The organism is Nitrosopumilus sp. (assembly GCF_025699125.1).
In the GTDB taxonomy this organism is placed as follows: Archaea; Thermoproteota; Nitrososphaeria; order Nitrososphaerales; family Nitrosopumilaceae; genus Nitrosopumilus.
The window spans coordinates 708928-731935 of sequence record NZ_JAILWC010000001.1 but is presented as its reverse complement, the minus strand read 5'-3'; the positions used below and the strand labels follow the sequence as shown (position 1 = coordinate 731935).

The window sequence follows — 23008 nt, the reverse complement described above, 5'->3', positions numbered from 1 at the left end:
TTTAGATAGGACTAGATTTCCTTTCTCCCTTACTGTCTGCGAATTTTGTTCCTTTGTTTTTCATATGTAGTATTATAACTACTAACATAATTGCAGGCACGGAAATTATCGCAACTGCAATTTCATAGTAAAATTGGAAGGTTTGTTTAGGTTGAACTATGTCCTTTGAAGAAAATTTTTTTTCAGAATTTTCATAAACTATTGTGCTAAAATCTGCTAATCGTCCTGAGTCATCCTCTGAAAAAGAAATTCCCATTTCAGCTACAGTTCCAAAAGGTTTGATGTTTTGAATTTTCACAATGGTGACACCAGCTTCATCGTAAACCCATTGACGATAATCTCCACCAGCTCCTGCTACAATATTTTTGTCTTCATAAACTAATTTACCGTTATGAATTATAGAAATATCATATTGCATTTTTCTTAAAGGAAGATCATTTACAGCATCATAAAATCGATAAATGAAATTTACTTTTTCATTTGTTTTGATTACAGTTGGTTCCCATGAGAAATTAATTTCAACTGACTGATCAGGAGTTATTTTGTAAAGGGGAAATTCTTCAAGTTTTTTCCCTGTGGCATCATGAGGATAATCAGGTATCAGAGGTTCAACAAAAACAACTCCTTCCATCCAAGGATGAATCACGCAAAAATAATTGAACGACCCTTCTTTTTTAAAAGTATATGACCATGATTCATCTTTCATGAATCTCTGGCTATCAAAAAGCCCATCTGCGACTCCTAACTGTTTGGAATTCATCCACGCAAATCTTCCTGAACCTTCCCCACTTGTTACAGTATGCCCTTCTCTATCATCATTATACCAAGTAACTGTATCGCCAACTTTTACTGTAATTTCTGGAGGATCATACCAGACTTCTGCAGGCGTATTTAGTTCAGGGTTAAATGCCCCAAATGGAATACTGACAGTAAATTCTTCAGCATAAGATTGTTCTAAAGTGACAAAAAACATGACTGTTGTAAACAACCCAATGATGAGTTGTCTTGAAAAAACTCTAGGAATTCTCTCAAGAAACATCATCAATGAAAAAACATCCTTTTACTTTAATTAATGATGATGTTGTTTTACCATTGTTCCAAAGAATTTAAAATGAAATAATTTTAGAAGAATTTATTGCAAAAACCAACTCTTACAATTAAAAACAAAACCAACATTCTTCTAACAATCACAGTGGGAGTTATTTTAATTTCAATTTCATTAGGATTTGACACCATAGAAGCCTCAGAGAGAGGATACTATGCAATTCATGTAGTTAGTGTGATTTTTGGTTTGTTCCTATCTGTTTTAGGATTTCTCACATATAATGAATTTAAAAATACTAGGCTGTTAATGGTATTTGGCGCATTTGTTGCAATTACCATATCTGAGAGCACATCGTGGATTAATTTGATTTATCCCTTTTTTGAAAACACTTATGGCATACACGGATATGTTACACATGGTTTGATTCTTACAATGTTGTCCTTTTTCATTGTAGGTATCTTTAGATCAGATTAGAAATAAGAAAAAGTATCAGCAAATCTATCTTTCATTTTATCAATATTACTTGGTGAGATTTTCCTCAAAATATTTTGAACAAACATAGGATCTACTAACTCAAAATGAGGTTTGAATCCTGAAATTCTTTTAATGATTTTCTCCTCAACTAGATTAGTCAGCGTAATCGATATTGTGGAGGGAGCTTTGTTTGTACATTCTCTAAAGTCCAAATATGTTCCCTTTTGGTTTTCCGCAAGAAATTTTATAATTTTTTTTGCGGTTTCTTTTCTCAGGTTAATTAATACAGGATACTCAACAGAGGAAATGTGAGCAGGAAAGTAATGCGTACGTCTAGTAGAGCGTTTTACAATTATTCTAGAGTCTTTTTCCAAATTAGAAAGAGAATTTGATAAAGTACCAAAGGGATAGCCTGAAATCTTTTGAATATTCCTGTATGAGATGGCGGGGTTTTTTTTAATTATATCTAAAAGGAATGAAATTCTTGGATTTGTTACATTGTATCGCCTAGGTCTGTTATGGTAAGTTTTCCACTTTACTCCATTTTCAACGTAACCTGTGACCTTCAAAAATCCGGCGTTTGAAAGAATCTCCAATCTTCTGTATACTGTACCTATAGGAATGCCCGTTTCATTGCTGATTTCAGATACTGATTTTGGGGCAGATGTAACTTTTAGTATTAGTTTGGCATATTTGTCACCAAGATAACCACAATGGTTAATTTCAGACGCCATATGTGTTCTAAAAAAATAGTTTTTAATAAATATGTAAAAATTCATAAAAATATATCATTTTGATCTAATTCTATCAATGTAACTTATTGGTACAACTCTAAAACATTCTGAGCAATTATAACTGATTGAATCTGGTTTGATATGTGAAAAGATCAAAGCCCATATACTTTTTCATAGGCATGGCATTTTTAGTAGGTTTAGCAGTTACAATTAGCTTACTTGATGAATCAGCAGAAACACAAAATGAGATTCAAGAGCCTAAAATAACAACAACTGGAACACCTGCTGACAAATATTCCATTAGCGAGAGAGAACAACATTGTGGAAGCTCAGATGCTAAAACAAATCACTACATCAAGGAATTTAAGATTCCCACACCTTGCACTCAACCGCTTTCTATAATTACAGATTCTAAAGGAAACGTTTGGTTTACAGAAACAAACACTGGAAATATTGCAATGTTTGATCCCGAGTCTGAAGAATTCACAGAATATCCAAACAACATGTGGTCATTAGATGGCGCATCTATGATGTGGGGAATTGCGTATACTGAAGATGATGAGATTTGGTTTACCGATGAACAGTACGGAGCATTGTGGAAGTTTAGTATTCCTGAAGAAAAGTACACAAAGTTTGAAATTCAAGGAAAAACAAAAAAATCTTTTCCTCAAAAAATTGGATATTATAATAATAATTTTATAATTAATGATTTTACAGGAAGGCAGATTGTTATTTTAGATCATCAAAAATTAGATGAAGGTCAATTTTCAAACTCTACAATTTCTATTCCCGATGGTTTCTTTACCAGTCAGGCAGTAGTTGATGATGATGGTAACATGTGGTTTGTCATATGGAAATATCAAAAAGAGATAATTCTTGTTAAAACAAACTCCGATACGCAAGAAGTTGAACAGTATTCACTTCCAAAGTCAATTCAAGCACCAAATGGGGTTTCTATTGGACATATGGGAAACATTTGGATTGCAGATACAGCAGGAAATTCATTTTACAAGTTTAGTCCAGAGGATAAAAAAGTGGTAGAATTTGTCACATCCAAACCATCAGTCTTGACCTATGGAAATGCTTCAGGATTAATTAAAACGCCGATTACACGTCCTTACTGGAATGCATTTGATTCAGAGGGAAACATGTGGTTTAATCAACAGACAGGAAACAGATTGGCAGTGTTTAATCCAAACTCTGAATCCCTAACAGAATATGATATTCCATCAAAAAATCCCAGTTGGTCTGATTGTGGGGATTTGATTGACTGTGGGTTATCTCAAAGTTTTGGATTTACTTTCAAGGGTGAACAAGTTTGGTTTACAGAATGGGTTGAAAACAATATTGGAGTATTAGATACAAGCATTACAATTCCAATTTCACTTGAGATAGAAAACGATATTATTTCAATAAAGCAAGGAGAACAAAAAGAAATCTTTGTTACAGTGATACCTCGGACAAATCAGAGCATAAATTTGATTTTATCTGGAAATTCAAATTCTGAATTAATCACAATTAGTACAAAAACAGAATCAACAAATGTTTCAGATCAAGCATTGCAAATACCTGTAACTGTTTCTGTTGATAAAAATACACATCAAGGAACATACAAAATTTTACTTGGAACTCAAATTCCAGATGTAATAGTATCTACATATGCAACAATCAAAGTAATTTGATTACGGATGTATTCCTAAAAGGCATTAAACTTTGCTCTTACAATATTGAGAAAATAATTTAACAAACAGGTTCGATGTTTGTTCCTGAAACAATATCTTTTGTTATCTCAAAATTCAGATTTGGGTAATCTGTTCCTCTGAAAACTATTACCCAATTTCCTATCATGTCATCAACTGAACATATTCCTTTAATTTTGGAAATTTGAGGCTCTATGTAGTAATTGAATGCAGGTTTTACTGATCCGTCAAATGGGATGGTCAAATATGCAGAGTTATGTGTGGCATTTAGTGGTCTCATAACTGCAATCTGACCTTTTTCATTTTCATTTAATCCCTCAATTACTAGAAAGATCTTTTCACCTATGGCATACTGGCTTTGATCAATTCGAAATGCTCCTGATGCAATCCATTCTCTTTCTTTTGGCAAATATTCATTTTCTAAATTTGTTTTTTCAATTTCATCTAGTTTTTCCTGATTATTTTGGGATTCTGTGGAGGTTGATGTTGAAACATTTTCTACGCTATTTCTTAATTGCCTATTCTCATTTTCAAGTTGTATGATTCTGTTTTCTAATTCTTGGATTATTGGTACTTTGATTATTTCACTATTAATCAAAAATGATAGTCCTTCTACAAAATCAGCATCCGCTATTTTTCCTTCTGCCCAAAACCCTGCAACTCCCTTTATCCATGATGGAATTTCATATTTGGATGCAGTGTCTGCAATTCTTTTTTGAATATCTAGTGCTTCTAATGCATATTGGTCTGTTTCATCTTGTGAACCAACATTACCCATGTATTGGGCAAATGCAGGCGTGAAAACCAATGCAAGCAAAGGAATTATCAAAAGTTTATGCATATAACTCAGTATAACTCAGTTATACCCTAGTTAAATTTTACTCAGTTATACTTTGTAATACGAAAGTCAAAACTGCAATTTCAGTCGATTTGGAGGTTCTAAAGTGGATAGAATCACAAGTAAAGACTGGGAAATTTGCCAATAAGAGTCACGGATTTGAGTATTGTGTAAGATATACCAAAAATAATGAGAAATAAATCCAAAATTACTTTTTGTGTCTTATGACTAGTCGTGAAATAGTGATTTTTTCTATTTGATTAGAAAGAAAACGGTACCGCAGCCATATTCCAAAATGAACTTGCACGTAATATTCGTAATGTGTCTTCAACTCGCAAAATAGCTTCTCGTGTATCATGAAGAATTTCAGGCATATCTACAATCATTTGAGCTTTTTGTATGTCAGTTACTTCAAAATCTGCCCCTCTTCCTTTAGATCTGTTCATAATTCCTTTGTTTGTTCTTATCTGACTTGCCCCTATATTGCCTAGAAGTGCAGATGCAATTGGGCAGGGTATTGCAATTTCAGGTTGTTTAGTAACTATTCCATCAGAGACCTCTACTTCAGGACTTAATTCCCACACCACAATGTTTGCTTCATCTACAGCTTTTCTGTATGCTTCGTTGATATGAACATCTAAAACTTTTGTAATTATCACTTCCAGTCTGGCAATACTTTGTTCACGGTTTGTGATTAACCGAACTGTTCTAGTATTAATTTTACATATTCCTACAGTATTTCCATTTCTTAATGGATTTACTTTCCATTTGTGTTTTGATATAAGATGTCCTACACCTTGTGTAATTTCGTATGTCACACGCATATCTTCAATACGAATTAGTTGTTTTCCACGAATTCTCTCGATCTGGTCGTAAATTCTTTTACCGTTCTCTGTCATGGAGTAAAATCCAGCACCCTGTTGAGTCACTAATCCTTCTTCAGTTAATTTGTTGAGGTAATAATTCATATTTTGTTTGGGCATACCAAATAAATCTTTTAGATGATCAGCTTTGTGAGCATTACCAAATCTCATCTCTTTAGCCAATGTATATACAACTGTAAAAACCCTAGATGAAATTTTTTTACTATGAGTATATTTTGATGCTAACTCTAATAATGGATTAATTTCCGAATTTTTTCTAGCCATGACATTCCTCCATTGAAATCATAAACTGCTTGTCATCCTTATCAAAACAAGACTGGCAATACTCTACAGAATAATCTCCAGTATCTCCTCCATCAAAGGTTATTCTGAATCTTTTCTCAGACTCACATTCACACTCGTATTGCACTATTGGTTCTTGTTTTTGGCTCAACACCGAAATTATGACCGGAATTTATATAGAAAATATGGTACATGCAAAAGAGAAATCCCCCATGTTTGCCCTATCTAAAACTCAGATACGAATAGTATCAAGAATGCTTGACATAGAAAAGCGTCTTGAAAGCAAGCAAATAGGCGTCACAAAATATGATTTAGAACACAATGTTAAGCGAAACGCAAAACCCAAGGAGACAGAATATGTATCTAGGCGAACCTTTAGGGATAATGAGAAAAAACTCACAGAATCCTACTGTATCAAGATTGTATCAGAAGAACAGCAGAAAAAGCAGACAGTTGGTTTCTATCAAGTAACACCAATTGGGTTTTTTCATTTTATAGAATCAGAAAAGATAACAAATATCGACACAAAACACATGGAGCATTTTAAGAAATTTTTCCCAAAAATCGGCATCCACTGGAATGATCACTGTTTGTTATCAGCATATGACAGGAAACTGCTTTTAATTGTTTTAAAATATTCATTAAATTCAGTAGAGATAGAACAGAGTGAGAGTACATGGAGATCAAGGGACGAGAACACACAAAACCATTTCAGATTCACAATGAATGTTCCAATAATAGAGGATGTATCAGAACTGCATCTGAAAAAATATTTCCTAACCATAGCACACAAGACAAAGTACAACAAAGAGATCACAAAGAAATACAACAGAAACAGCATTCAGTTTCAGTTCTCTGAAGACATTTCTTTTTTTATTGATGAGTTTGCAGCACTGTTCTACCTTAATTTATTGAGACTTCACTATGACTATACATTTAGAAACAGAATTTATTCGGTTTTCACAGATGAGCCACAAAGAAATGACTATGACATTTTGGAAATGGCAAAATATGATGAGAACAACAAAAAGTTTTCAGACAAAATAGATAGTTCTACAAAGAAACTATTTGAGATGATTAACAAAGACAAGAAGATACAAAAAGTGATGACAAGTTTTATTGCAGACATTAACGATTCATTGAGCATGCCAGAGTATCTAGAGGAGATACACTCTGAGATTACCTAGATTTTTTTCGAAGTTTGTTCGTTCTGGAAATCTTTTTTTCCATTTTTTTCATATTTTCTTGCAACTTTGTTATTTTCTCCTCCATCAAATCTGCATTGCTTTCTCCCTTTGCCATACTAGAAAAGTTGGAAAATATGTTAATTCTGCGACTGGCTTTGGAATACTCTTTTTGTAGTGTTTTTGAAAATAACTCTGCCTGTTTTTCGTATGAATCCTTTGGCTTGTGTCCGATTAGGTGCTCACATACATCTGGACGGACTTCACAATCCATAAGGACTGATTTGAGTAAATCTCTAAACTCGTGAGAATTTATTCTGTATCTTGTGGATCTATACCCTGATAGTTTGTCATCTAAACCTGCATTTTTTCGCAGTTTTTTCATTGTAATCATCATCCATTCCTTTGTGATTGGTCGCTTTTTTTCTGTAAGAAATATTGCTTGATCTTCGCTCATTTCGTTTCCTGTCTGCTTTTTTCTATGGTCTAGGTATTTTACAAGTGAATCTATTGCATCTTTGTCCAAGAATCCTGTGTGTTGATATGTTGTCTTCATTCTTGTCAGTTTAATTGGAACGGGACATAGATTAGTATCCCATTTTTTGTAATTTTCTGTTCCAAAACAACTTACTAGTTGTGCCCATGCTTCAAAATTGAATCTGTCTATTAGTGTGGATGTGTCTAATCCTCGATGAAACTTGCAAAGCAATGCAGTTTTTTGCACTAGGGTTGGATTTCCAATTGTCAGTAACTGCATTAATTCATCAAGGTTTAGACTTGATTCTCCTTCCCTGTCTTCTGCTGTGGTGTGACCTACTTTGATGTTGTACTTGAAATTAATTGGAGCATCATTTTTCTCAAAATATGATTTTATAGAGTTTACAATTATTTTCATTGATTTGTCACTTAGAGTTTCATTTTCGGAATCTAACAGATAGTCTTTGATTACTTTGACAAATTCCCTTTCTTGGCTAAGTGGCTGTACATAGTGGTGTAGTAAATCATCTACTCCTTTGAGTTTTATTTTTTCAGTTTTTTGTTTGAATGTGTCTTTACCTGAAGAATAAATTTTTGTAAATGTTGCCTCTCTTCCTGTAATCCAATTATTGAACTTCCATAATTTACGAGCGTATGTTCCTCTAGTCCCTTCATGGCTTTTTGATTCTATGTTTTTGAACCTGCTCCCTTGATGTTGTTTCATAAAATATGCAACTGATTTTATTTTGATAAAATCCTCATATGATATTCCATATCCTAGCTCTGAAGTTGATAATACTTTTAAAATTCCAATTTTTCTGCCTAGCATAAAGGCGTGATAGACTGCCTCTTCTCTTGCTTTTGATGTGTCTTTATTCGTAAATTCGTGCCCAAATTCTCTTGCAAAGTCTTTTTGGTTGATTCTTTGACCTACCTTTAGCATTGATAGACATTTTGCATACTGTGGTCTGATTTTTTCTCCATAGTCTTTTTCAGTTTTGAATTTTTTTAGAACTTTGTAAAATTGCTTTACCACAAAAATTAGTCAAACTATGAAGTATAAAAGATGAATTTGTTAGCTAAAACCACTGATCTAAATTCTGGCTCTTTTTTTCTAGCGCCTTTTTTAATCTGTTTAGCGTGGATTGTATTCTTTCTTCTGAAAAACTTCTTTCATTTACCAAATAGTTTGTCAATCCCTCATAGTCCACTTCATTGAAAATAATCTCTTCAACATCTGCCACTTCCGGATTGAGAAATATCTTTCTGATTTGCTCAAAATCAATTTCTTGTAATTGCTCTTGGATTTGTGGAATATCTTCTAATCTTGAATGCTGTTTTATCATTTTTAACGCAGTCTTTGGTCCTATTCTCTCAAATCCATTTGGATTAAAATCCGTCCCAATTAATATGCCTACATCAATCAACTCTTCTCTTGTCAATCCTAGTGATTGAAGTGTTTTTTCTGTTTCAATAATTTCAGGAACTATGTCGATGTACGTATTTCTATTTGGAATTTTTCTTCTTCCACTATTGGTAAAATTTCTTATCAATCTTTTTGCTCCACATAAAATAGAATCAAAGTCTTGGCTTGCTGAAGCATATGCTTGTCCTGTGTTTGTAAGGTGTGCGGCCGTTGCCTCTCCTTCTGATGGCGCATCAATATATGGAATGCCAAAATATGTTAGAATTTCTTTTGATTCTTTTACCATCCCATCTTTCATACTGGTAGTTTGCTGTGCATATTTTCTTGCATCTTCCATATTTCCTACGGCTATCGCTTTTTCATATTTTACAGTTGCATCTTTTTTGATTTGTTTCCGACGCTCAATCTCTGCTGTTTTCAAAGATGGAGGTTTTCCATCAAATACATAAACTGGTTTTATTCCCAAAGATAGAAAATTCACATTCCTATAAAGCAACCCACTTAGATGACTAGTAATTCGGCCTTCAGAATCTGATAACTGTAATCCATCTGGACCTCTAATGCTTGCTAAAAATTGATAGATTGCATTGTATGCGTCAATAGCAATAACCTTTGCTGAAAATGCTTCAAGCGTTGTTTTTTCTCTTACTACCAAATCTTTTAGGTTTAACCCCATTGATATTTCTTGTAAATTTGTTCTATTTTGTGTTTATCTTTTAGATATGATCGTTTTTTATAAAATTACTCTCTTGACGCAATTTTTGTTATGAAATCGATTTTAATATACCTGTGACTAGTTCAAATCCTATGGCAATACTGACACTGCCTGCCAATTTGGAAGATAAAATTTTTGAAATTAAATTTGGGGCTGATGACACTGTTTCTAAGATTATTTCATATTTCCCATTATCTGAATTAGAGGTTCAAAAAATCAGGTCTAATTTACAAAATGAATCATTTGATGAATTTCATTCAATTTTTACAGATACCATTACTGAAGATGAGTGGAATAATACCAAAGAACAAATCAAAAAGAAATTCAAAGATGAATTATTTGATATTGACAAAAAATTCTAAATTAACACTGATTTGCTTTATTATGGAGAAAATTTCAGAATAGATGCCGGGATAGCCAAGTGGTACGGCGGCCGTCTCGAAAACGGCTACGCGAAAGCGTGCAGGGGTTCGAATCCCTTTCCCGGCGCCAGGAATTTTCCATGCAAAAAGTTACAACATTTAGGAACAAATTTTGCTAAATTTTGAGGGCTTTGAAATTAATGAACAAGCCCAGTTCTGGCGTTAAACCAGTTTATTTTTGAATTCAAATCCGTTCAACTAAAATAAAAAATTAGGAGTTTGAAAGCACTCCGATAACTTTCTGCCATTACTTCATTTCATAGAAAGTTCTCAAAAAGGTATCTGCACCCACTGTAGGACGTGATACCGTCCAATCCATAAATTTTTGATTTCTATAACAAAGACAAAAACTCTTCTCTTGTTAGTCCAGCATCTTCAATTATTGAATTCAAGGTGCCTCGTGCAATTTCTTTGTGGTTTGGTATTGTCAGTCTTCTAAAAGGCGGTTTATTGTCTCTTAGTATGATATGACTTCCAGTTTGATGATCTGTGTAATACCCTAATTTTGATAATGCCTTGATTAGTTTCGTTGCTGATAAAATTGGAATCTTAGACATTGACTTCTACCAATTCCTCATCGACTGGTGGAATTGGCTCGTTATGTTTTTTTAGGCTTTGAAGATAACCTTCAATTGCGTCTTTGATGTTGCTTAATGCTTCATCTTTGGTTTTTCCCTGTGAGATACAGCCTGGCAATGATGGACATTTTACAACGTACATACCATCTTCGTCTTTCTGTACTGTTATTGTATATTTCATCTAACTTAGAATGACTGTTTTCTTATTTAAGCCATCCCAACATTGATCAGGTCCAATCTTAATTTTTGACATGTGTGAGGGCGTCGAAAAATTTGACCAAGCCCTTTCCCGGCGCCAGGATTTTTCAAACTCAAAATAACATATTTTGAACCTGAATTTTGACAAAATGTTGGGTTTGGAAATAAACAAACAAGTCTGTGTGGAGTTAAACCAATGCTGTAATTTATGTTAAGAAATTTTTGAGACACATGGTGCGTGGAACTAAGTCTGATACAAAACATCAGAATCTGATATCTAGTTTTTTAAAATAATTTTTGAATTTTCAAAATGTTTAAAGTTAATTGATTAATCAAGCAATTATGACTAGTGAAACTGAATCAAAAATTAAAGAGACTGGAATTTCAACTGCTGAATTAATATCTCATTTCAGAGAAAAATGCAAATTATGTGGTCATCATAGAATAATGCATGATGAATTTGGAGCATGTGAAGGCGTAATGAATAAGCCATGTACGTCTGGCTGTGATGGGTTTGATCCTGAATGAACAAATAATGTAAGTTTTTACATGTTTTCTAATTCTTTAATAAGATATTTTTTATAATCTAACTATGGATTCAGAAAAAAAGGAAGAGCGAATTTTCCCCTTAGGATATGAACCTCAAGACATTCCCGTTTCTGATAACCCCAACATAAGAAATCAATTACTTGATTTTATTCTACAATCTGGACCCACTGAAGTTGTAGACACTGATTTATTTGCTGTAATGGCAAAAAGACGTTCTACAAGAAAATTTTCTGATAAACCTGTAGAAACTACAAAGATTGATAAAATTATTGCCGCAGCTGACACTGCCCCCACTGCTGGAAACTATCAAGGGTTTGAAATATTTTATATTAAAAGTCCAGAAAAGAAAAAACTTCTAGTTGAAGCATGCAACAAGCAACCTTATGTGGATGCTCCTGTAGTCTTAATTTTTTGCAAAAATCCTTCTAGAGTAAAATTTGATTTTCCAGAATACGTCCTTGCAAAATTTGCAATTCAAGATGCCACTTTAGCTGCTGGATACTCCCAGCTTGCATCTCAGGCATTAGGATTAAGTTCGATCTGGATTGGAATGTTCGATGAGAAAAAAGTAATGGATGTTATTGGCACTGATCTTATTCCTTCATCTGTTCTGTGTATTGGATATCCCGAACAAACAAAATTCCCCAAGCCACGAAGAAATCTCAAAGATTTGGTTCATGTTGTATGGTAGAACCTACTGAAATTATTCATCTTTAAATAATCATAGTTATCTGTCAGAGTCATGACTGACGCATATGTTATGTTGAATTGTGAATTGGGTGCAGAAGCACAAATTCTAGAGGAACTGAAGCAAATTGAACAAGTTGTTGATGTCTTTGAAACAATTGGAACTCATGATATGCTAGTAAAACTCCAAGCTGAAAATTTTGAAAAGATACGTGAAATTGTTTCCTGGAACATACAAAAGATGAAAAATGTTCGTTCTACTGCAACTCTGATAAAAAAAGACAATTGAATATGACTAATATTGTTTGAAAATTTAATTATGATTGTTGTCAATGGAATGAATATGACTGATGACAAAAATGAGATTGAAAAACTAATTGATAATATGATTTCTAGCGGAGATGACCTAGTTGGCAATTTAAAGGATATTCTTCCGGATTCATTAGCCGAATCTGTGGCGATGTTTCATGAGTCAAATGTATCAAATTTAAAAAAAATTCGTGCTTTTCTAAACAAATAATTGGGAAGGATTTATTCCTATAATTTCTACTATATCCTTTTTAATCATAATGTGATATTTTTACTATGACTAGATCTAGAACAATTACTATTACTGTAAAAAAGAAAACAGGCGATGCATTTGATGCCATTTTACAAGCTCCTCCAAAAATGATGCCCGATGCAACAATCAATGATGATGGTTGGTGGTTATTCACAGGCCCTCATGGTAAATCCCGACTAAAATTTAATGAAAACAAATCCCTTGGAATTTTGGATCATCAGTTTATTGATGAAGAATCTACTTGGAATGTACCCATGAGGGTAGTCTCAAATGGTGATTTTTCTGATGTGGTGATTACTTTGAACAAACCTGATGAATTAACTGATACCCAGTTTGATCAAAGAATATCTGAAATTGGCGATATGGTAGTTTCTATGAAAAATATCATTGAATCATATTAATTTTAGTTTAAAGAATTTTAAAAATTCATTCATGATTAGTTACAAATCATTCTTTAAGGTTAAATGCAAATTTGGTAATATGATACTGAGAAGATATGCCGTACGAAGAAGTTTATTTTCAAAGAATGGAAGAGGACAATCCTGAAGAATATCTAAAACTAAAAACTAAAAAATCCGAGTAATTTTGTTGCATTAATCCTTATCAGAATCATCCGTCTGTCTTCCTCCTGGGCCTACCATGTCTTCTGGTTTTACATTGTTATCCCAATCTCCTTTGACGCCTTTTATCAGTGAAATAATTCCTATGCCAATTAGACCAATAATGCCACCAAAGAATATTGTTTGTTCAAATATCTTAAATGAGCAATTAATTTCAACAGGTGGTTTGTCATCAAAATATTCATAACATGTTCCAAATTCGCCTGATTCTAAAGTCGCAGCTTGAAAATCGTGCCCAAATATTCCTAGGACAAGAAACCCTGCAAAAACTAGTATTATTCCAATCATGATAAATCTCATGTCACTCATGCTTGTTTTTTCTGATTTATCGTATTTACATTTTGGCCTGAAAACAATGTGGTGCTATTTTTCAAGTAATGCTTTTAAATTTTCAAGCGATGCCTCATAAAACGATCCCATAAAAGCTAGAAATTCTAGAAATTGGTTTTCAGACATTTTTTTACTGTTAAGATAAGATTGCCAAGTTAATTCAACGAGTTTGGCGGATTTGGCTTTAATTGAAATTGTTGCAACATATGCTCTAAGTGGCAATCCTTCTGTTGCAATATATGTAAAGTATTCTTTGTCTTTCCATGCTACTACGTGCTCTTCTATCTTATTTCCATCTGCAAAAGTGATTAGTCTAATTGCGCCTATGCCCTTTTTGTTTTTAGAAAGATAAATTGTTTTTTTTACATCTACTACCCAAGTTGGCAATCCAACTATGTTGCTAATTTTTCTCCAAACTTTGTCTTTTGAAGCTTTAATGGTAATAATTTTTTTAACAGTGCCCGTATGAAATGATTTTTTTACAGTTTTTGCCATATTTCCATAATCCGATCTAGTTGAATTTTAAATTTTAGTTGTACAACCATTTTTAATCCCCTGAATACAATACTATCAAATGGTCTTTGGATGGGGTAAAAAAAAGCAAGAAGTACCAAAAGAGGCACCAAATGATAAGACGATAAATCTTTCTGATGTTCCAAAAATTGTAACTGAACTTCAGCAATTAAGGCAGTCCCAAGCCCTATCGGACATTAAACGTCTAAGAGATGCCACCGTCCCATTAATTGATGATTTAACAAATATTGGAAAAGTACTTGAAAAAGACAATCTGAATGTTGATGATATTGATAAACATCTTGCAATTATTGTTGTTAGAGGCAAAAAGCAAGTAATTGATATAATAAAAAAAGGAGTTACTGGCATTCCAAAAATTTCATCTATTGATGATGCCCAAGAACTAGACTCTACTTTAAATCAAATATTAAAAAAAGTTGGTGATGTTTTAGGTAGACAAACTAGAGTCATTCATATTTTTGCAAAAAAATATGCAGAACAATTAAAAAATAACCTTGAAGTGATGAACAAAAATCATTATGAGATTCATGATATTTTAAAAAATTTTGATACGACGAAAATCATCTCTAATGAAATAATGAACATTCTTTCTGAAATTAAAAATCTACAAGAAATTCGTATGCAAAATGAAAAAAAGATTGTGGAAATAAATAATAATTTGTCATCTATAGAAGAAAAAATTTCGTCTATACAGTCATCTATAGAAGAAATAAAATCGTCTGATAATTATCAAAAATATGTTGATTTGAAAAAGAATTTGGATGAATTTGAGACTCAAAAAATAAAAATAAAAAATGATATTGATGCACAATTCACAAAAATCTCTCGTCCTTTGAATAGATATGAATATGCATCATCATTGGATAAAGATCAAAAAAATCTTTTAGCGAAACTGAATGCAGATCCTTTTGATGTTCTTACTCCAAAAAATAAAGATTCTATTATAGTGATTTTAGAAAACGTCCGTAAAGCTGTATCCTCCTCATCAATATCAGTAAAAGACGTAGATAAGACACTGGCACAAATTACTGAAACTGAAGAGGCACTTGATGGATTCCTGAAACAGGTTTTAGAATATTTTAAAAAATATGAACAGCTGAAAAATGACTTGAATTCACTAAAACCTAAAAGTCTCACATCATTGGAAAACGACCTGGAAAAAAACATCTCTTTTAAAGAAGATTATGAAATTAAATCTGAAACAATTAAAACCGAAATAGATGAAATTCACTTAAAGATTCCTCAATTTGTCACTGAAATTGAAGGTAAATTAAGGAAATTCTCAAATACAAAATACATTATTGATTCATCGTGAATTAAATTGGAACTATGTTGAAGTAATGTCATGATTTTCAAAAAGAAAGAATTTAAACGGACTGTTTTGATACAGAAAGAAGTTCTTGATAGTATTCTGTCTTTTTGTCAAATGAAACATCCAAATGAAGGAATTTTGATCCTCAAAGGAAAATCCAAGAATGGTGAAATCACAATTAATGGACTTGTAATTCCTCCATTTAGTGAAACTGGCCCAACATTTGCTGGATTTCCACATTCTTTTTTGCCATTTGATATGAGTTATGTTGGCATAGTTCATTCTCATCCAAGTGGTTCTGCAGAACCGTCTGTAACTGATTTACATAATTTTTTTGGACTTGTATCAATGATTGTAAAATCACCATATGATGAGAATTCTATTTTTGCTTGGGACAGTAATGGCAATCAAATCCCTCATTCAATAATATAAAACATGAAAATTTTCTGTGGTGTAAACAGAAAATAACTGACAAAACTTTATAACCTTTTTCAAGGTACTTTTATTGGATTGTTTAACTACAAAACTTATTTGTTATTTCTAGGGGCATCATTAGCTATAAGCATTGGATTGCAAATGGTGCTTCCATTTCCGTATGGTTTAGGCGCAGCGCTGGCAATCTTTATTGTATTTCCACTGTTCTTAAGAAAACGATACATGAGTCGTATGCGTGGTTACGGCGGTGATTCTGGAACTGGTGGTGGATTTTTTGGAATGGGTTCACAAGGTGGTTCTGGTGGTGTTAGGTATGTTTGTCTTGTTTGCAACAACAAACACAAGGGTGGCACATGTCCACGATGTGGTTCAAAAATGCAACGAGCAGACTTCTAAAGAGATACAATGTCCCTAGAAGAAATTCGCAAAAAAGTAATATTTCACAATTCAGTTGATGTTTGGATTGCAGCATGCAAAGAGAAAAACGTTCCTTGGACAAACACTGATAATTATAAAAAATTCATTGCACATTTACTAAAAAACAATCTCAACCTTAAAGCGTTTAATCTATGTGCTCATGAAGCCGGTGCAACTGAGGATGAAAAGACTAAATTTACTGAAACTTTAGCTGAAACAAAAGAAGATCCAAATTCATTGACATATACAATTAAGCTTAATGATTCAGCTTTAGATATAATTAGAAGTTACAACATGTAGCTATCTTTTGAGTTTTGGATTAACAATTGCATCAAGAGCATTTCCAATGAATACAAATGCTAAACCTGTTATGGCAATCATGACTCCTGGTGGCATAATCCACCACCATAATCCTCTTGCTGCTGCACCAAAAGTATTTGCATCATGTAAAATTTGGCCCCATGTGGGAAATGATGGATCGCCTAATCCTAGAAAACTTAATCCTGCCTCTGTAGTTATTGCTGCTGGTACTGAAATCGCAATACTTGCAAAAGCATAAGGTAACAATTGTGGCAAAATATGTTTGAAAATTATTTTAGAGTCTTTTTGCCCCATCATATTTGCAGCATCTACATACCCTCTAGTTTTGATTTGAAGTGACATGCTTCTTGCTACTTTAGCAATTCCCACCCAACCAAATATCATTAAAAATCCTATCATCAGAAATATGCTATTGCTAATTGTTACTGAAAGTATGATGAGAAATGGAAGAGCTGGAAGTGCATATATCACATCATTAAATCTCATCATGGTTTCATCTGTCTTTTTGCCCTTGAATCCTGCATAGACTCCATACAGCAAACCCATTACCACTGATGCAATTGAAACTACAATGCCTATGAATAATGCAAGTGGGGTACCCCACAGAAGTCCTACTGCTAAATCTCGTCTTAACTCATCTGTACCCATTACACCAAAGGCTTTTCCTCCTATGATTAATTTTGATTCGTGAATTTGATTTTCAGAGTTGACTCCGTACAAATTCATAGAAAAAATATATTTTCCTTTTAGAGGTTCGTTTGCTTCAATTTTTGAAAAAACAATATCTTCTGAGGATAATCCATCAAGAGAAAATTGAAATTTTTCTGACTGTAATGCTAGATTTTTCTTAATTGCATCATCTGTTGAAAAAATTCTTTCACTATGAACTGTTTTTGAATTAGAATATGGTAGTGCTGTTGATAATAATTCAAGTTGAACTCCATCCGGTCTAATAACGGACATTTTTAACAATGGTGATCCTACATATTCTGATGAAAACACATAGATGAAATCATTTGGAAAATAATCATAATCAAAATTTAAACCGAATTGGTGTGAAGTAAGGATTATCTCATCTTGCAAAATATTCTGAATACTTGGATTTTCTAGAATTTTATGTTCTGGAATTTTTTCAGTCATAAACAAATTCATCCAAACTGGAATTGCAACTTTTGGGTATAGGATCCAACTACTTGGATTATTCCATTCTTGAAAAGTTTCAATTGGAATTGCAATCATTGCAATAATCGAAATTCCAATTAATATTATGAGGATTGAAATTCCTGCAATGCCCATCTTGCTTTTAAGAAATTCTTGTTTAATTTCTTGGAGTGTTATTCCGTTCATTGACCTGTTCTCACTCTGGGATCAAAATAACCATAAAGTAAGTCTGCAATGAATATGCTGATCAAAAAGAACACTGTAAGTAAATATGTTGCACCGATAATTACTGGAAGATCCATCACTGTTATTGCCTCAAAATACAATCTTCCCATTCCTGGCCAATCAAATACTGCTTCTGTGATAATTGCACCGCCAAGTGATCCTGATAAACTAAGAGCTAAAATTGTTACAATTGGAGGAGCTGCATTTTTTAGTGCGTGTCTGTAGATTATTTTTTTCTGTGAAATCCCCATTGTTTTTTTTGCCATGATGAAATCTTCCTGCATAATTCCTACCATGAAATTTCTTACCAAATATGCCCATGAACCAAAACCAATCATGACAATAGTAATCAATGGTAATGCCATGTGGTATAATAGCGAACCAATATACCCCGGATCTGATGACGGGATATCTGGAGTTGCTCTTGCAGGAAATATTTGATACGTAAATGCAAATAAAAATATCATCAACATTCCTATCCACCATACAGGAAAACTAGAACTAATAATTGCAAAACTAGACGTGATTCTGTCAATTACAGATCCTACCTTACTACTGGAAAAGGCACCTAGAAAAATTCCAATTATGGAAATGATTATTGTTGCAGTTGTAAAAAGTAAAACCGTTCTTGGTAGTTTCTCAAAAAGTATGTCCTTGACATTTGAAGAACCCTCATCACTAGTTAGGAATGTTGCATGACCAAAATCCAATAATAATATCTTGTACATTGTAATTCCAATTCTTTGAGGCGAATACCATGGTTCATCTAGTCCTAAAATCTTTGTCCTCTGTTCTATCTGTGCTTGAACAAATAACTCAAATTCATCTACTGACGAAAAGCTTTTTGCTATGTCTGGATTTTCTGTAATTTCAGATCTTACTTGAAAGACTATTCCTTGCTTTAGAATAGTGTCCATATTGGAACCTACAAGTGAAATAGTAATCAATAATGTGATTATTAAAACTCCAAATATCGTTGCAATTCTTGTGGCCACATACCTTTTCATGCTCAATATTCTCAAGGAATAGAATTACTTTATAACAATAGATGTTTTTTCCCACAGTTTAATTACGGCACATTTTTATGAAAATTCAGAAAGACATGTCCTTTGATAGAGAAAGAGAAATGTTCACCGCAAAATGCGGTGACTGTGGAAATGATTGTCAAGTACCCTTCAAGCCAAAAGACGACAGACCTGTTTATTGCAGAGAGTGCTTCCAAAATCACAAACCCGCACCAAGACCTGGCGGAAGATTTGGTGGAAGATCTGGTGGCTACGGTGGAGACAGAGGTTCTAGATTTGGTAGAAGAGATGATAGACCACGAGAAATGTTTGACGCAAAATGCGGTGACTGTGGAAATGATTGTCAGGTACCATTTAGACCAAAAGACGACAGACCTGTTTATTGCAGAGATTGTTTCCAAAATCACAAACAAAATTAAAAAATCGTTTTGAGTAACTTTCAAAACTCCTTTATTTTATACCCAAAGATTTAGAATCTTCATACATGTAAATTTATTATTGGTTTCAATTCCATCCAGAGATGAAATATCGATTGGAATGATGGTCCAGATTATTCTAAAACAAGATCAAAAAACAGGAAATTTAACTGATGGTTCTGTAAAGAGAATTCTTACTTCAAGTAATTCTCATCCGCATGGAATTAAAGTTGAATTAAATGGTGGAAAAATTGGCCGAGTTCAAAAAATCATATTGTAATAAAACTGACGAGAGTGAAACGAATTCTAGGTGTTACTCCGGGCAGAAAGGCAAAATCTCTCGTCTAACCCCGTTAAGTTAACATCAGATATAAACATTTTATGAAAGTATGAATAATTTGATTTTTAAAATATTATAATTAGTTATTACTATTCAATTTATGGTAAAAAAGAAATCATTTGATCCTGATAAATTAGTTTTAACAAAAAACGAGATTCTAGAATTTTGCGACAGAGTATTGAAAAAATGGGAAAAGAATCCAGTAAAAAATAGAAATAATATTCTTGCAATGAGTGCAGTAAAAACAAGTGTTATTTGGACTGATGATGAATCCCTTAAGGCAATTTGGAGTGAGATATTTGCATGGATCTTTGAACTTTTGTATGAAAATGCGATGTCTCAGGATAATGTGGAATGGGGAAATGTGATGAAAAAATTAAAGAATAAAAAATGATGAGATATTTTGAAATATCATGAGTGTAAACACTATCAAAAAAGCAAAAAAATTAGTCGAGAGCGGCGGTGTAGTCCAAATAGAAGATGATTTGTTTCAGATAAAATCTTCATCTGATCCTGAAAAATCATATTTCGTTACATCTGATACTTGTGAATGTCCTGGATTCAAAAATTTCTATAAATTCCATCATGGGAAGGGCTTGAAGGCAAATTGTTCACATTTGGAGGCTATCCGAATTTTCAAGCAGGGCTCTTAGGTTATCTTAAATTTTTTTGAATCAATCTTCCCGACAAACGACTTGTTTCCTGAAATGATTATTGGCCGTAATATCAATCCCGGATACTTTATCATTAATTTAATTATTTGAGTATCTGTTTTTTTACCCTTCTCTAAATCTAATTCTTTGAACATTTTGTCTCTTTTTCTAAGAAGTTCTGATGGTTTTTTACCAGTAATTTTGATGATTTTTTTTAGTTCTCCTTCTGATAGTGGTTCTTTAAAAAAATCTCTTTTTTCAATATCTATTTTCATTCTTTCGATCTCTGAAATTGCTCTTTTGCACGTAATGCAAGAAGACTTGTGTAAAATTTTCAATTCCTTTTTTCTATTTATTTTTGATTAAAAACTGTTTATAAAAAAGAAAAATGCTGTTATGCACAGCAAATGGATTTTTTAAAATCTTCCGAATTCCTCTCAAAATTACATTCTTTGCATACTTGCCAACTTCTTTTTTTGAGCAGGGTAAATGATGATTCATAACTTACAGAATACATTTTTCCGCCACATGATGGGCAAGGTAATGGAATATCTATTTTCATTAAATATTACTATGAAATTTTGAATATAAGGCACGCGTAGAATTTATCAATCATTCATTGATTTTCTGAATTTTCATCTGTGGTATTATTTTCTGAGCTTTCTTCTAATTCTTGATCTATTTTTTCTTTATTGAATTCTTCAAGTGTTTCTTTTGGAATTGATATCCTGTCTAGATATGCTTGTCTTGCCTCTTCATACGTTCCTCCATTTGCAAGAATATCATCTCTGATTTTTTGGGCTTCTGCAAAATTATTCTTTGTAAAGTTGAGTTGGCTAATTACAAGTTCTTTGATCTTAGGATTAAGATTGTTGATATAATCATTATATTGAATCCCGTCATATATGCCGACTCCCGGATTAAATTCATTGATTGCTTGGTTTCTCAGATTTTCTGCAATTAATCTCTGATGTTCCATGAATATTTTATCTTCAGAAGGTTTTTGGGCTATTTTTTGCTCCAAGATTAATTCATCTAGTATTTTGTGATAATATTTGAATAAAGTCTGACCTATGGGGTTTTTTTCAAAATCACTTTCATTTGAACTCAGATATTTTATTGCTTCATCAGTAGATAGTTTTTCCTGTAATTCAGAAACTGGTGATATGTCTCCTTTCACTTGAAATTCCGTACTTGACAATCCTGTCATTCCATACCATGAACCAATAACATTAACAATGTAAGTTCCTGGAATTCTTTCAAAATCTTTAATTTCTCCTCTAAAAACCCCCCAAGGATCAGTGAATGCTTTTGTGGTGTATGATCCAGCTTTAATGAAAACCTCTGCGCCCCTAATTGGTTTGTATGCCTGATCGACTACTTTACCTGTAACAATTACTGAATCTCCTGCATAAATTGCTCCTTTTTCAACATTAACCTCTATGACTAATTCCCATAATTCTGCATATGATGTTGAAATAATTGAAAATAGCATCAAAAATGAGATTAATCCTATTCCTAGAAGTCTATTTTTGTACACATGGCTTCATTAGGATTTTCCTTGTTAAGCCAAAGTATGAATAAAAATTAGCCATTTTTTAATTTTATTTGAGCAATTTTATTTCAAAACAAGCATAAATTTTGTTAAAATATTATTCCCCGCTACTTCTTAAACCCCAAAATTTATCATATCTTGAACATGGATTTAGTAAAATTTCGAAATGATGTTAATCAAATGACTGAGAAATTATCTTGCGGCCTTAAGGAAAAAGATGTATTCAAACTAAACAACGTCTGCCAACAATTAGTAGAAATGTATCAAAAAAACTTGGTAAAAATTAATCATTCAATTTTGGAATTAATTTGTGCTAGTAATTTGATTTCTCGAGGATACACCGTTAAAGTTGAAAAAGACATTTCAGATATTTTGGTATGTGACATTTATGCAAAAAAAGGGGATGGTGACACAATAATTGAAATTGAAACGGGATTCACCCCTCCAGAACATGCAATGGATACTATAGATTATTTTGCAGCTCGAATAATGAGCAAGATTGCACGATACAGTCAATATTGCTCAAAATTTTCATTGGCTACTCCTGCAGTAGGTAACTTGCCTATTTCAAAAATTTTCCTATTGCCGCCAAATGCAAGAAATGAAAGAGATGTAAGAAAAATTCAAGATCTCTGTGATCGATATTACAAAAATCCTCCTATCAAATATGATGATGTCTTAAATGCTCGTCTCCATTCAATTTATCTAATAAATATTGACAAAGGTTTTGCAAAGGAAGTTGATCCACAAGGATATGTTGAATTGACTGAAAATCTTCTTAGACGAAGTGAAATAGAATATTAGCTTTTAAACAATAGAAAAAATTCAAATTCATCTATTATTAATGATTTGTAGTATGATTTGTGCTGCATGTGAAACCCGGAAGCATTTTGAATGCATTGATTGCAT

General features: G+C 32.8%; 34 protein-coding genes and 1 tRNA gene. 19 read left to right on the top strand and 16 right to left on the bottom strand.

Annotation, left to right across the window (positions count from 1 at the left end):
* Position 1: 1 nt before the first annotated feature.
* Positions 2 to 1042, bottom strand: coding sequence for a plastocyanin/azurin family copper-binding protein (locus tag K5783_RS04590; protein ID WP_297472402.1), 1041 nt, complete (start codon positions 1040 to 1042; stop codon positions 2 to 4).
* A gap of 93 nt (positions 1043 to 1135) precedes the next feature.
* On the opposite strand from K5783_RS04590, the gene K5783_RS04585 reads away from it, so the two are divergent.
* Positions 1136 to 1519 (top strand): hypothetical protein, encoded by a 384-nt coding sequence (locus tag K5783_RS04585; protein WP_297472401.1) that lies wholly within the window; start codon positions 1136 to 1138, stop codon positions 1517 to 1519.
* On the opposite strand, the gene K5783_RS04580 is transcribed toward K5783_RS04585, so the two are convergent.
* Entirely contained in the window at positions 1516 to 2253 is a 738-nt protein-coding gene (locus K5783_RS04580) for a helix-turn-helix domain-containing protein (protein ID WP_297472399.1), read from the bottom strand. The genes K5783_RS04585 and K5783_RS04580 overlap by 4 nt on opposite strands.
* Before the next feature lie 179 nt (positions 2254 to 2432).
* Between K5783_RS04580 and K5783_RS04575 the strand changes: the two genes are divergently transcribed.
* On the top strand, positions 2433 to 3935 hold the full coding sequence (locus tag K5783_RS04575) for a lyase (protein ID WP_297472397.1): 1503 nt from the start codon (positions 2433 to 2435) through the stop codon (positions 3933 to 3935).
* Between the two features lie 58 nt (positions 3936 to 3993).
* Here K5783_RS04575 and K5783_RS04570 read toward each other — a convergent pair whose 3' ends face one another.
* From K5783_RS04570 to K5783_RS04560, 3 genes are all read right to left on the bottom strand, one after another.
* Complete coding sequence (locus K5783_RS04570) at positions 3994 to 4794, bottom strand: hypothetical protein (RefSeq protein WP_366939156.1); 801 nt, start codon at positions 4792 to 4794, stop codon at positions 3994 to 3996.
* Positions 4795 to 5051: 257 nt separating this feature from the next.
* Complete coding sequence (locus K5783_RS04565; RefSeq protein ID WP_297472396.1) at positions 5052 to 5939, bottom strand: hypothetical protein; 888 nt, start codon at positions 5937 to 5939, stop codon at positions 5052 to 5054.
* Positions 5932 to 6108, bottom strand: a complete 177-nt coding sequence (locus tag K5783_RS04560; RefSeq protein WP_297472394.1) for a hypothetical protein — start codon at positions 6106 to 6108, stop codon at positions 5932 to 5934. Before K5783_RS04560 ends, K5783_RS04565 begins: the two co-directional genes overlap by 8 nt.
* Before the next feature lie 34 nt (positions 6109 to 6142).
* Between K5783_RS04560 and K5783_RS04555 the strand changes: the two genes are divergently transcribed.
* Positions 6143 to 7144: a hypothetical protein gene (locus K5783_RS04555; RefSeq protein ID WP_297472393.1), complete on the top strand. Its 1002-nt coding sequence runs from the start codon at positions 6143 to 6145 to the stop codon at positions 7142 to 7144.
* Here the strand turns inward: K5783_RS04555 and K5783_RS04550 are convergent.
* Positions 7137 to 8654: a tyrosine-type recombinase/integrase gene (locus K5783_RS04550; RefSeq protein WP_297472392.1), complete on the bottom strand. Its 1518-nt coding sequence runs from the start codon at positions 8652 to 8654 to the stop codon at positions 7137 to 7139. The two genes, K5783_RS04555 and K5783_RS04550, sit on opposite strands and share 8 nt — an antisense overlap.
* 43 nt (positions 8655 to 8697) lie before the next feature.
* Positions 8698 to 9720 (bottom strand): flap endonuclease-1, encoded by a 1023-nt coding sequence (gene fen / locus K5783_RS04545; protein WP_297472391.1) that lies wholly within the window; start codon positions 9718 to 9720, stop codon positions 8698 to 8700.
* A gap of 131 nt (positions 9721 to 9851) precedes the next feature.
* Here fen and K5783_RS04540 point away from each other — a divergent pair, with 131 nt between their 5' ends.
* Both K5783_RS04540 and K5783_RS04535 read left to right on the top strand, forming a co-directional pair.
* Positions 9852 to 10121, top strand: a complete 270-nt coding sequence (locus K5783_RS04540) for a hypothetical protein (protein ID WP_297472389.1) — start codon at positions 9852 to 9854, stop codon at positions 10119 to 10121.
* 45 nt (positions 10122 to 10166) lie between these two features.
* Positions 10167 to 10251, top strand: a tRNA-Ser gene (locus K5783_RS04535).
* 262 nt (positions 10252 to 10513) lie between these two features.
* Here the strand turns inward: K5783_RS04535 and K5783_RS04530 are convergent.
* Complete coding sequence (locus K5783_RS04530; RefSeq protein WP_297472387.1) at positions 10514 to 10738, bottom strand: type II toxin-antitoxin system HicA family toxin; 225 nt, start codon at positions 10736 to 10738, stop codon at positions 10514 to 10516.
* Positions 10731 to 10940, bottom strand: a complete 210-nt coding sequence (locus K5783_RS04525; RefSeq protein ID WP_297472386.1) for a type II toxin-antitoxin system HicB family antitoxin — start codon at positions 10938 to 10940, stop codon at positions 10731 to 10733. The genes K5783_RS04530 and K5783_RS04525 overlap by 8 nt, the downstream gene beginning before the upstream one ends.
* Positions 10941 to 11299: 359 nt before the next feature.
* Here K5783_RS04525 and K5783_RS04520 point away from each other — a divergent pair, with 359 nt between their 5' ends.
* From K5783_RS04520 to K5783_RS04500, 5 genes are all read left to right on the top strand, one after another.
* Positions 11300 to 11485, top strand: coding sequence for a hypothetical protein (locus K5783_RS04520; RefSeq protein ID WP_297472385.1), 186 nt, complete (start codon positions 11300 to 11302; stop codon positions 11483 to 11485).
* Positions 11486 to 11549: 64 nt separating this feature from the next.
* Positions 11550 to 12197, top strand: coding sequence for a nitroreductase family protein (locus K5783_RS04515; RefSeq protein ID WP_297472383.1), 648 nt, complete (start codon positions 11550 to 11552; stop codon positions 12195 to 12197).
* Positions 12198 to 12248: 51 nt separating this feature from the next.
* Positions 12249 to 12482 carry an Lrp/AsnC ligand binding domain-containing protein gene (locus tag K5783_RS04510; protein WP_297472381.1) on the top strand — a complete coding sequence of 78 codons (234 nt, stop codon included), beginning with the start codon at positions 12249 to 12251 and terminating at the stop codon, positions 12480 to 12482.
* A 54-nt stretch (positions 12483 to 12536) separates the two neighbouring features.
* Positions 12537 to 12713, top strand: a complete 177-nt coding sequence (locus K5783_RS04505) for a hypothetical protein (RefSeq protein WP_297472380.1) — start codon at positions 12537 to 12539, stop codon at positions 12711 to 12713.
* 65 nt (positions 12714 to 12778) lie between these two features.
* Positions 12779 to 13156 (top strand): hypothetical protein, encoded by a 378-nt coding sequence (locus tag K5783_RS04500; protein WP_297472379.1) that lies wholly within the window; start codon positions 12779 to 12781, stop codon positions 13154 to 13156.
* A 192-nt stretch (positions 13157 to 13348) separates the two neighbouring features.
* On the opposite strand, the gene K5783_RS04495 is transcribed toward K5783_RS04500, so the two are convergent.
* Together K5783_RS04495 and K5783_RS04490 are read right to left on the bottom strand one after the other, a co-directional pair.
* Positions 13349 to 13675 carry a hypothetical protein gene (locus K5783_RS04495; protein WP_297472713.1) on the bottom strand — a complete coding sequence of 109 codons (327 nt, stop codon included), beginning with the start codon at positions 13673 to 13675 and terminating at the stop codon, positions 13349 to 13351.
* Between the two features lie 63 nt (positions 13676 to 13738).
* The gene (locus tag K5783_RS04490; RefSeq protein ID WP_297472377.1) at positions 13739 to 14200 is read right to left on the bottom strand and encodes an SRPBCC family protein; all 462 of its coding nucleotides are present in this window, start codon (positions 14198 to 14200) and stop codon (positions 13739 to 13741) included.
* Between the two features lie 79 nt (positions 14201 to 14279).
* Between K5783_RS04490 and K5783_RS04485 the strand changes: the two genes are divergently transcribed.
* From K5783_RS04485 to K5783_RS04470, 4 genes are all read left to right on the top strand, one after another.
* Positions 14280 to 15554, top strand: coding sequence for an exonuclease SbcC (locus tag K5783_RS04485; protein ID WP_297472376.1), 1275 nt, complete (start codon positions 14280 to 14282; stop codon positions 15552 to 15554).
* 30 nt (positions 15555 to 15584) lie between these two features.
* Positions 15585 to 15983: a Mov34/MPN/PAD-1 family protein gene (locus K5783_RS04480; protein WP_297472374.1), complete on the top strand. Its 399-nt coding sequence runs from the start codon at positions 15585 to 15587 to the stop codon at positions 15981 to 15983.
* A 99-nt stretch (positions 15984 to 16082) separates the two neighbouring features.
* Positions 16083 to 16382, top strand: a complete 300-nt coding sequence (locus K5783_RS04475; RefSeq protein WP_109876250.1) for a hypothetical protein — start codon at positions 16083 to 16085, stop codon at positions 16380 to 16382.
* A 9-nt stretch (positions 16383 to 16391) separates the two neighbouring features.
* Entirely contained in the window at positions 16392 to 16703 is a 312-nt protein-coding gene (locus K5783_RS04470; RefSeq protein WP_297472371.1) for a hypothetical protein, read from the top strand.
* On the opposite strand, the gene K5783_RS04465 is transcribed toward K5783_RS04470, so the two are convergent.
* On the bottom strand, positions 16704 to 18071 hold the full coding sequence (locus K5783_RS04465; protein ID WP_297472369.1) for an ABC transporter permease: 1368 nt from the start codon (positions 18069 to 18071) through the stop codon (positions 16704 to 16706). It abuts the gene before it with no gap.
* Entirely contained in the window at positions 18068 to 19117 is a 1050-nt protein-coding gene (locus tag K5783_RS04460; protein ID WP_297472368.1) for an ABC transporter permease, read from the bottom strand. The genes K5783_RS04465 and K5783_RS04460 overlap by 4 nt, the downstream gene beginning before the upstream one ends.
* A gap of 77 nt (positions 19118 to 19194) precedes the next feature.
* Between K5783_RS04460 and K5783_RS04455 the strand changes: the two genes are divergently transcribed.
* From K5783_RS04455 to K5783_RS04440, 4 genes are all read left to right on the top strand, one after another.
* A complete protein-coding gene (locus K5783_RS04455; RefSeq protein WP_297472366.1) occupies positions 19195 to 19554 on the top strand; it encodes a CxxC-x17-CxxC domain-containing protein in 360 nt (119 codons plus the stop codon).
* A 79-nt stretch (positions 19555 to 19633) separates the two neighbouring features.
* Positions 19634 to 19831: a YwbE family protein gene (locus K5783_RS04450; protein ID WP_297472363.1), complete on the top strand. Its 198-nt coding sequence runs from the start codon at positions 19634 to 19636 to the stop codon at positions 19829 to 19831.
* Between the two features lie 160 nt (positions 19832 to 19991).
* Positions 19992 to 20285, top strand: coding sequence for a hypothetical protein (locus K5783_RS04445; RefSeq protein WP_297472361.1), 294 nt, complete (start codon positions 19992 to 19994; stop codon positions 20283 to 20285).
* A gap of 19 nt (positions 20286 to 20304) precedes the next feature.
* Positions 20305 to 20544: a hypothetical protein gene (locus tag K5783_RS04440; RefSeq protein WP_297472360.1), complete on the top strand. Its 240-nt coding sequence runs from the start codon at positions 20305 to 20307 to the stop codon at positions 20542 to 20544.
* Here K5783_RS04440 and K5783_RS04435 read toward each other — a convergent pair.
* Genes K5783_RS04435 through K5783_RS04425 form a run of 3 tightly spaced genes read right to left on the bottom strand, consistent with a single transcriptional unit; the run spans position 20541 to position 22084 of the window.
* Positions 20541 to 20882, bottom strand: a complete 342-nt coding sequence (locus tag K5783_RS04435) for an ArsC/Spx/MgsR family protein (RefSeq protein ID WP_297472358.1) — start codon at positions 20880 to 20882, stop codon at positions 20541 to 20543. The genes K5783_RS04440 and K5783_RS04435 overlap by 4 nt on opposite strands.
* A 56-nt stretch (positions 20883 to 20938) precedes the next feature.
* Positions 20939 to 21106 (bottom strand): hypothetical protein, encoded by a 168-nt coding sequence (locus K5783_RS04430; RefSeq protein WP_297472357.1) that lies wholly within the window; start codon positions 21104 to 21106, stop codon positions 20939 to 20941.
* Between the two features lie 54 nt (positions 21107 to 21160).
* Positions 21161 to 22084: a carboxypeptidase regulatory-like domain-containing protein gene (locus K5783_RS04425; protein ID WP_297472355.1), complete on the bottom strand. Its 924-nt coding sequence runs from the start codon at positions 22082 to 22084 to the stop codon at positions 21161 to 21163.
* 159 nt (positions 22085 to 22243) lie between these two features.
* Here K5783_RS04425 and K5783_RS04420 point away from each other — a divergent pair, with 159 nt between their 5' ends.
* Positions 22244 to 22903, top strand: a complete 660-nt coding sequence (locus K5783_RS04420) for a hypothetical protein (RefSeq protein WP_297472353.1) — start codon at positions 22244 to 22246, stop codon at positions 22901 to 22903.
* Positions 22904 to 23008: the final 105 nt, after the last annotated feature.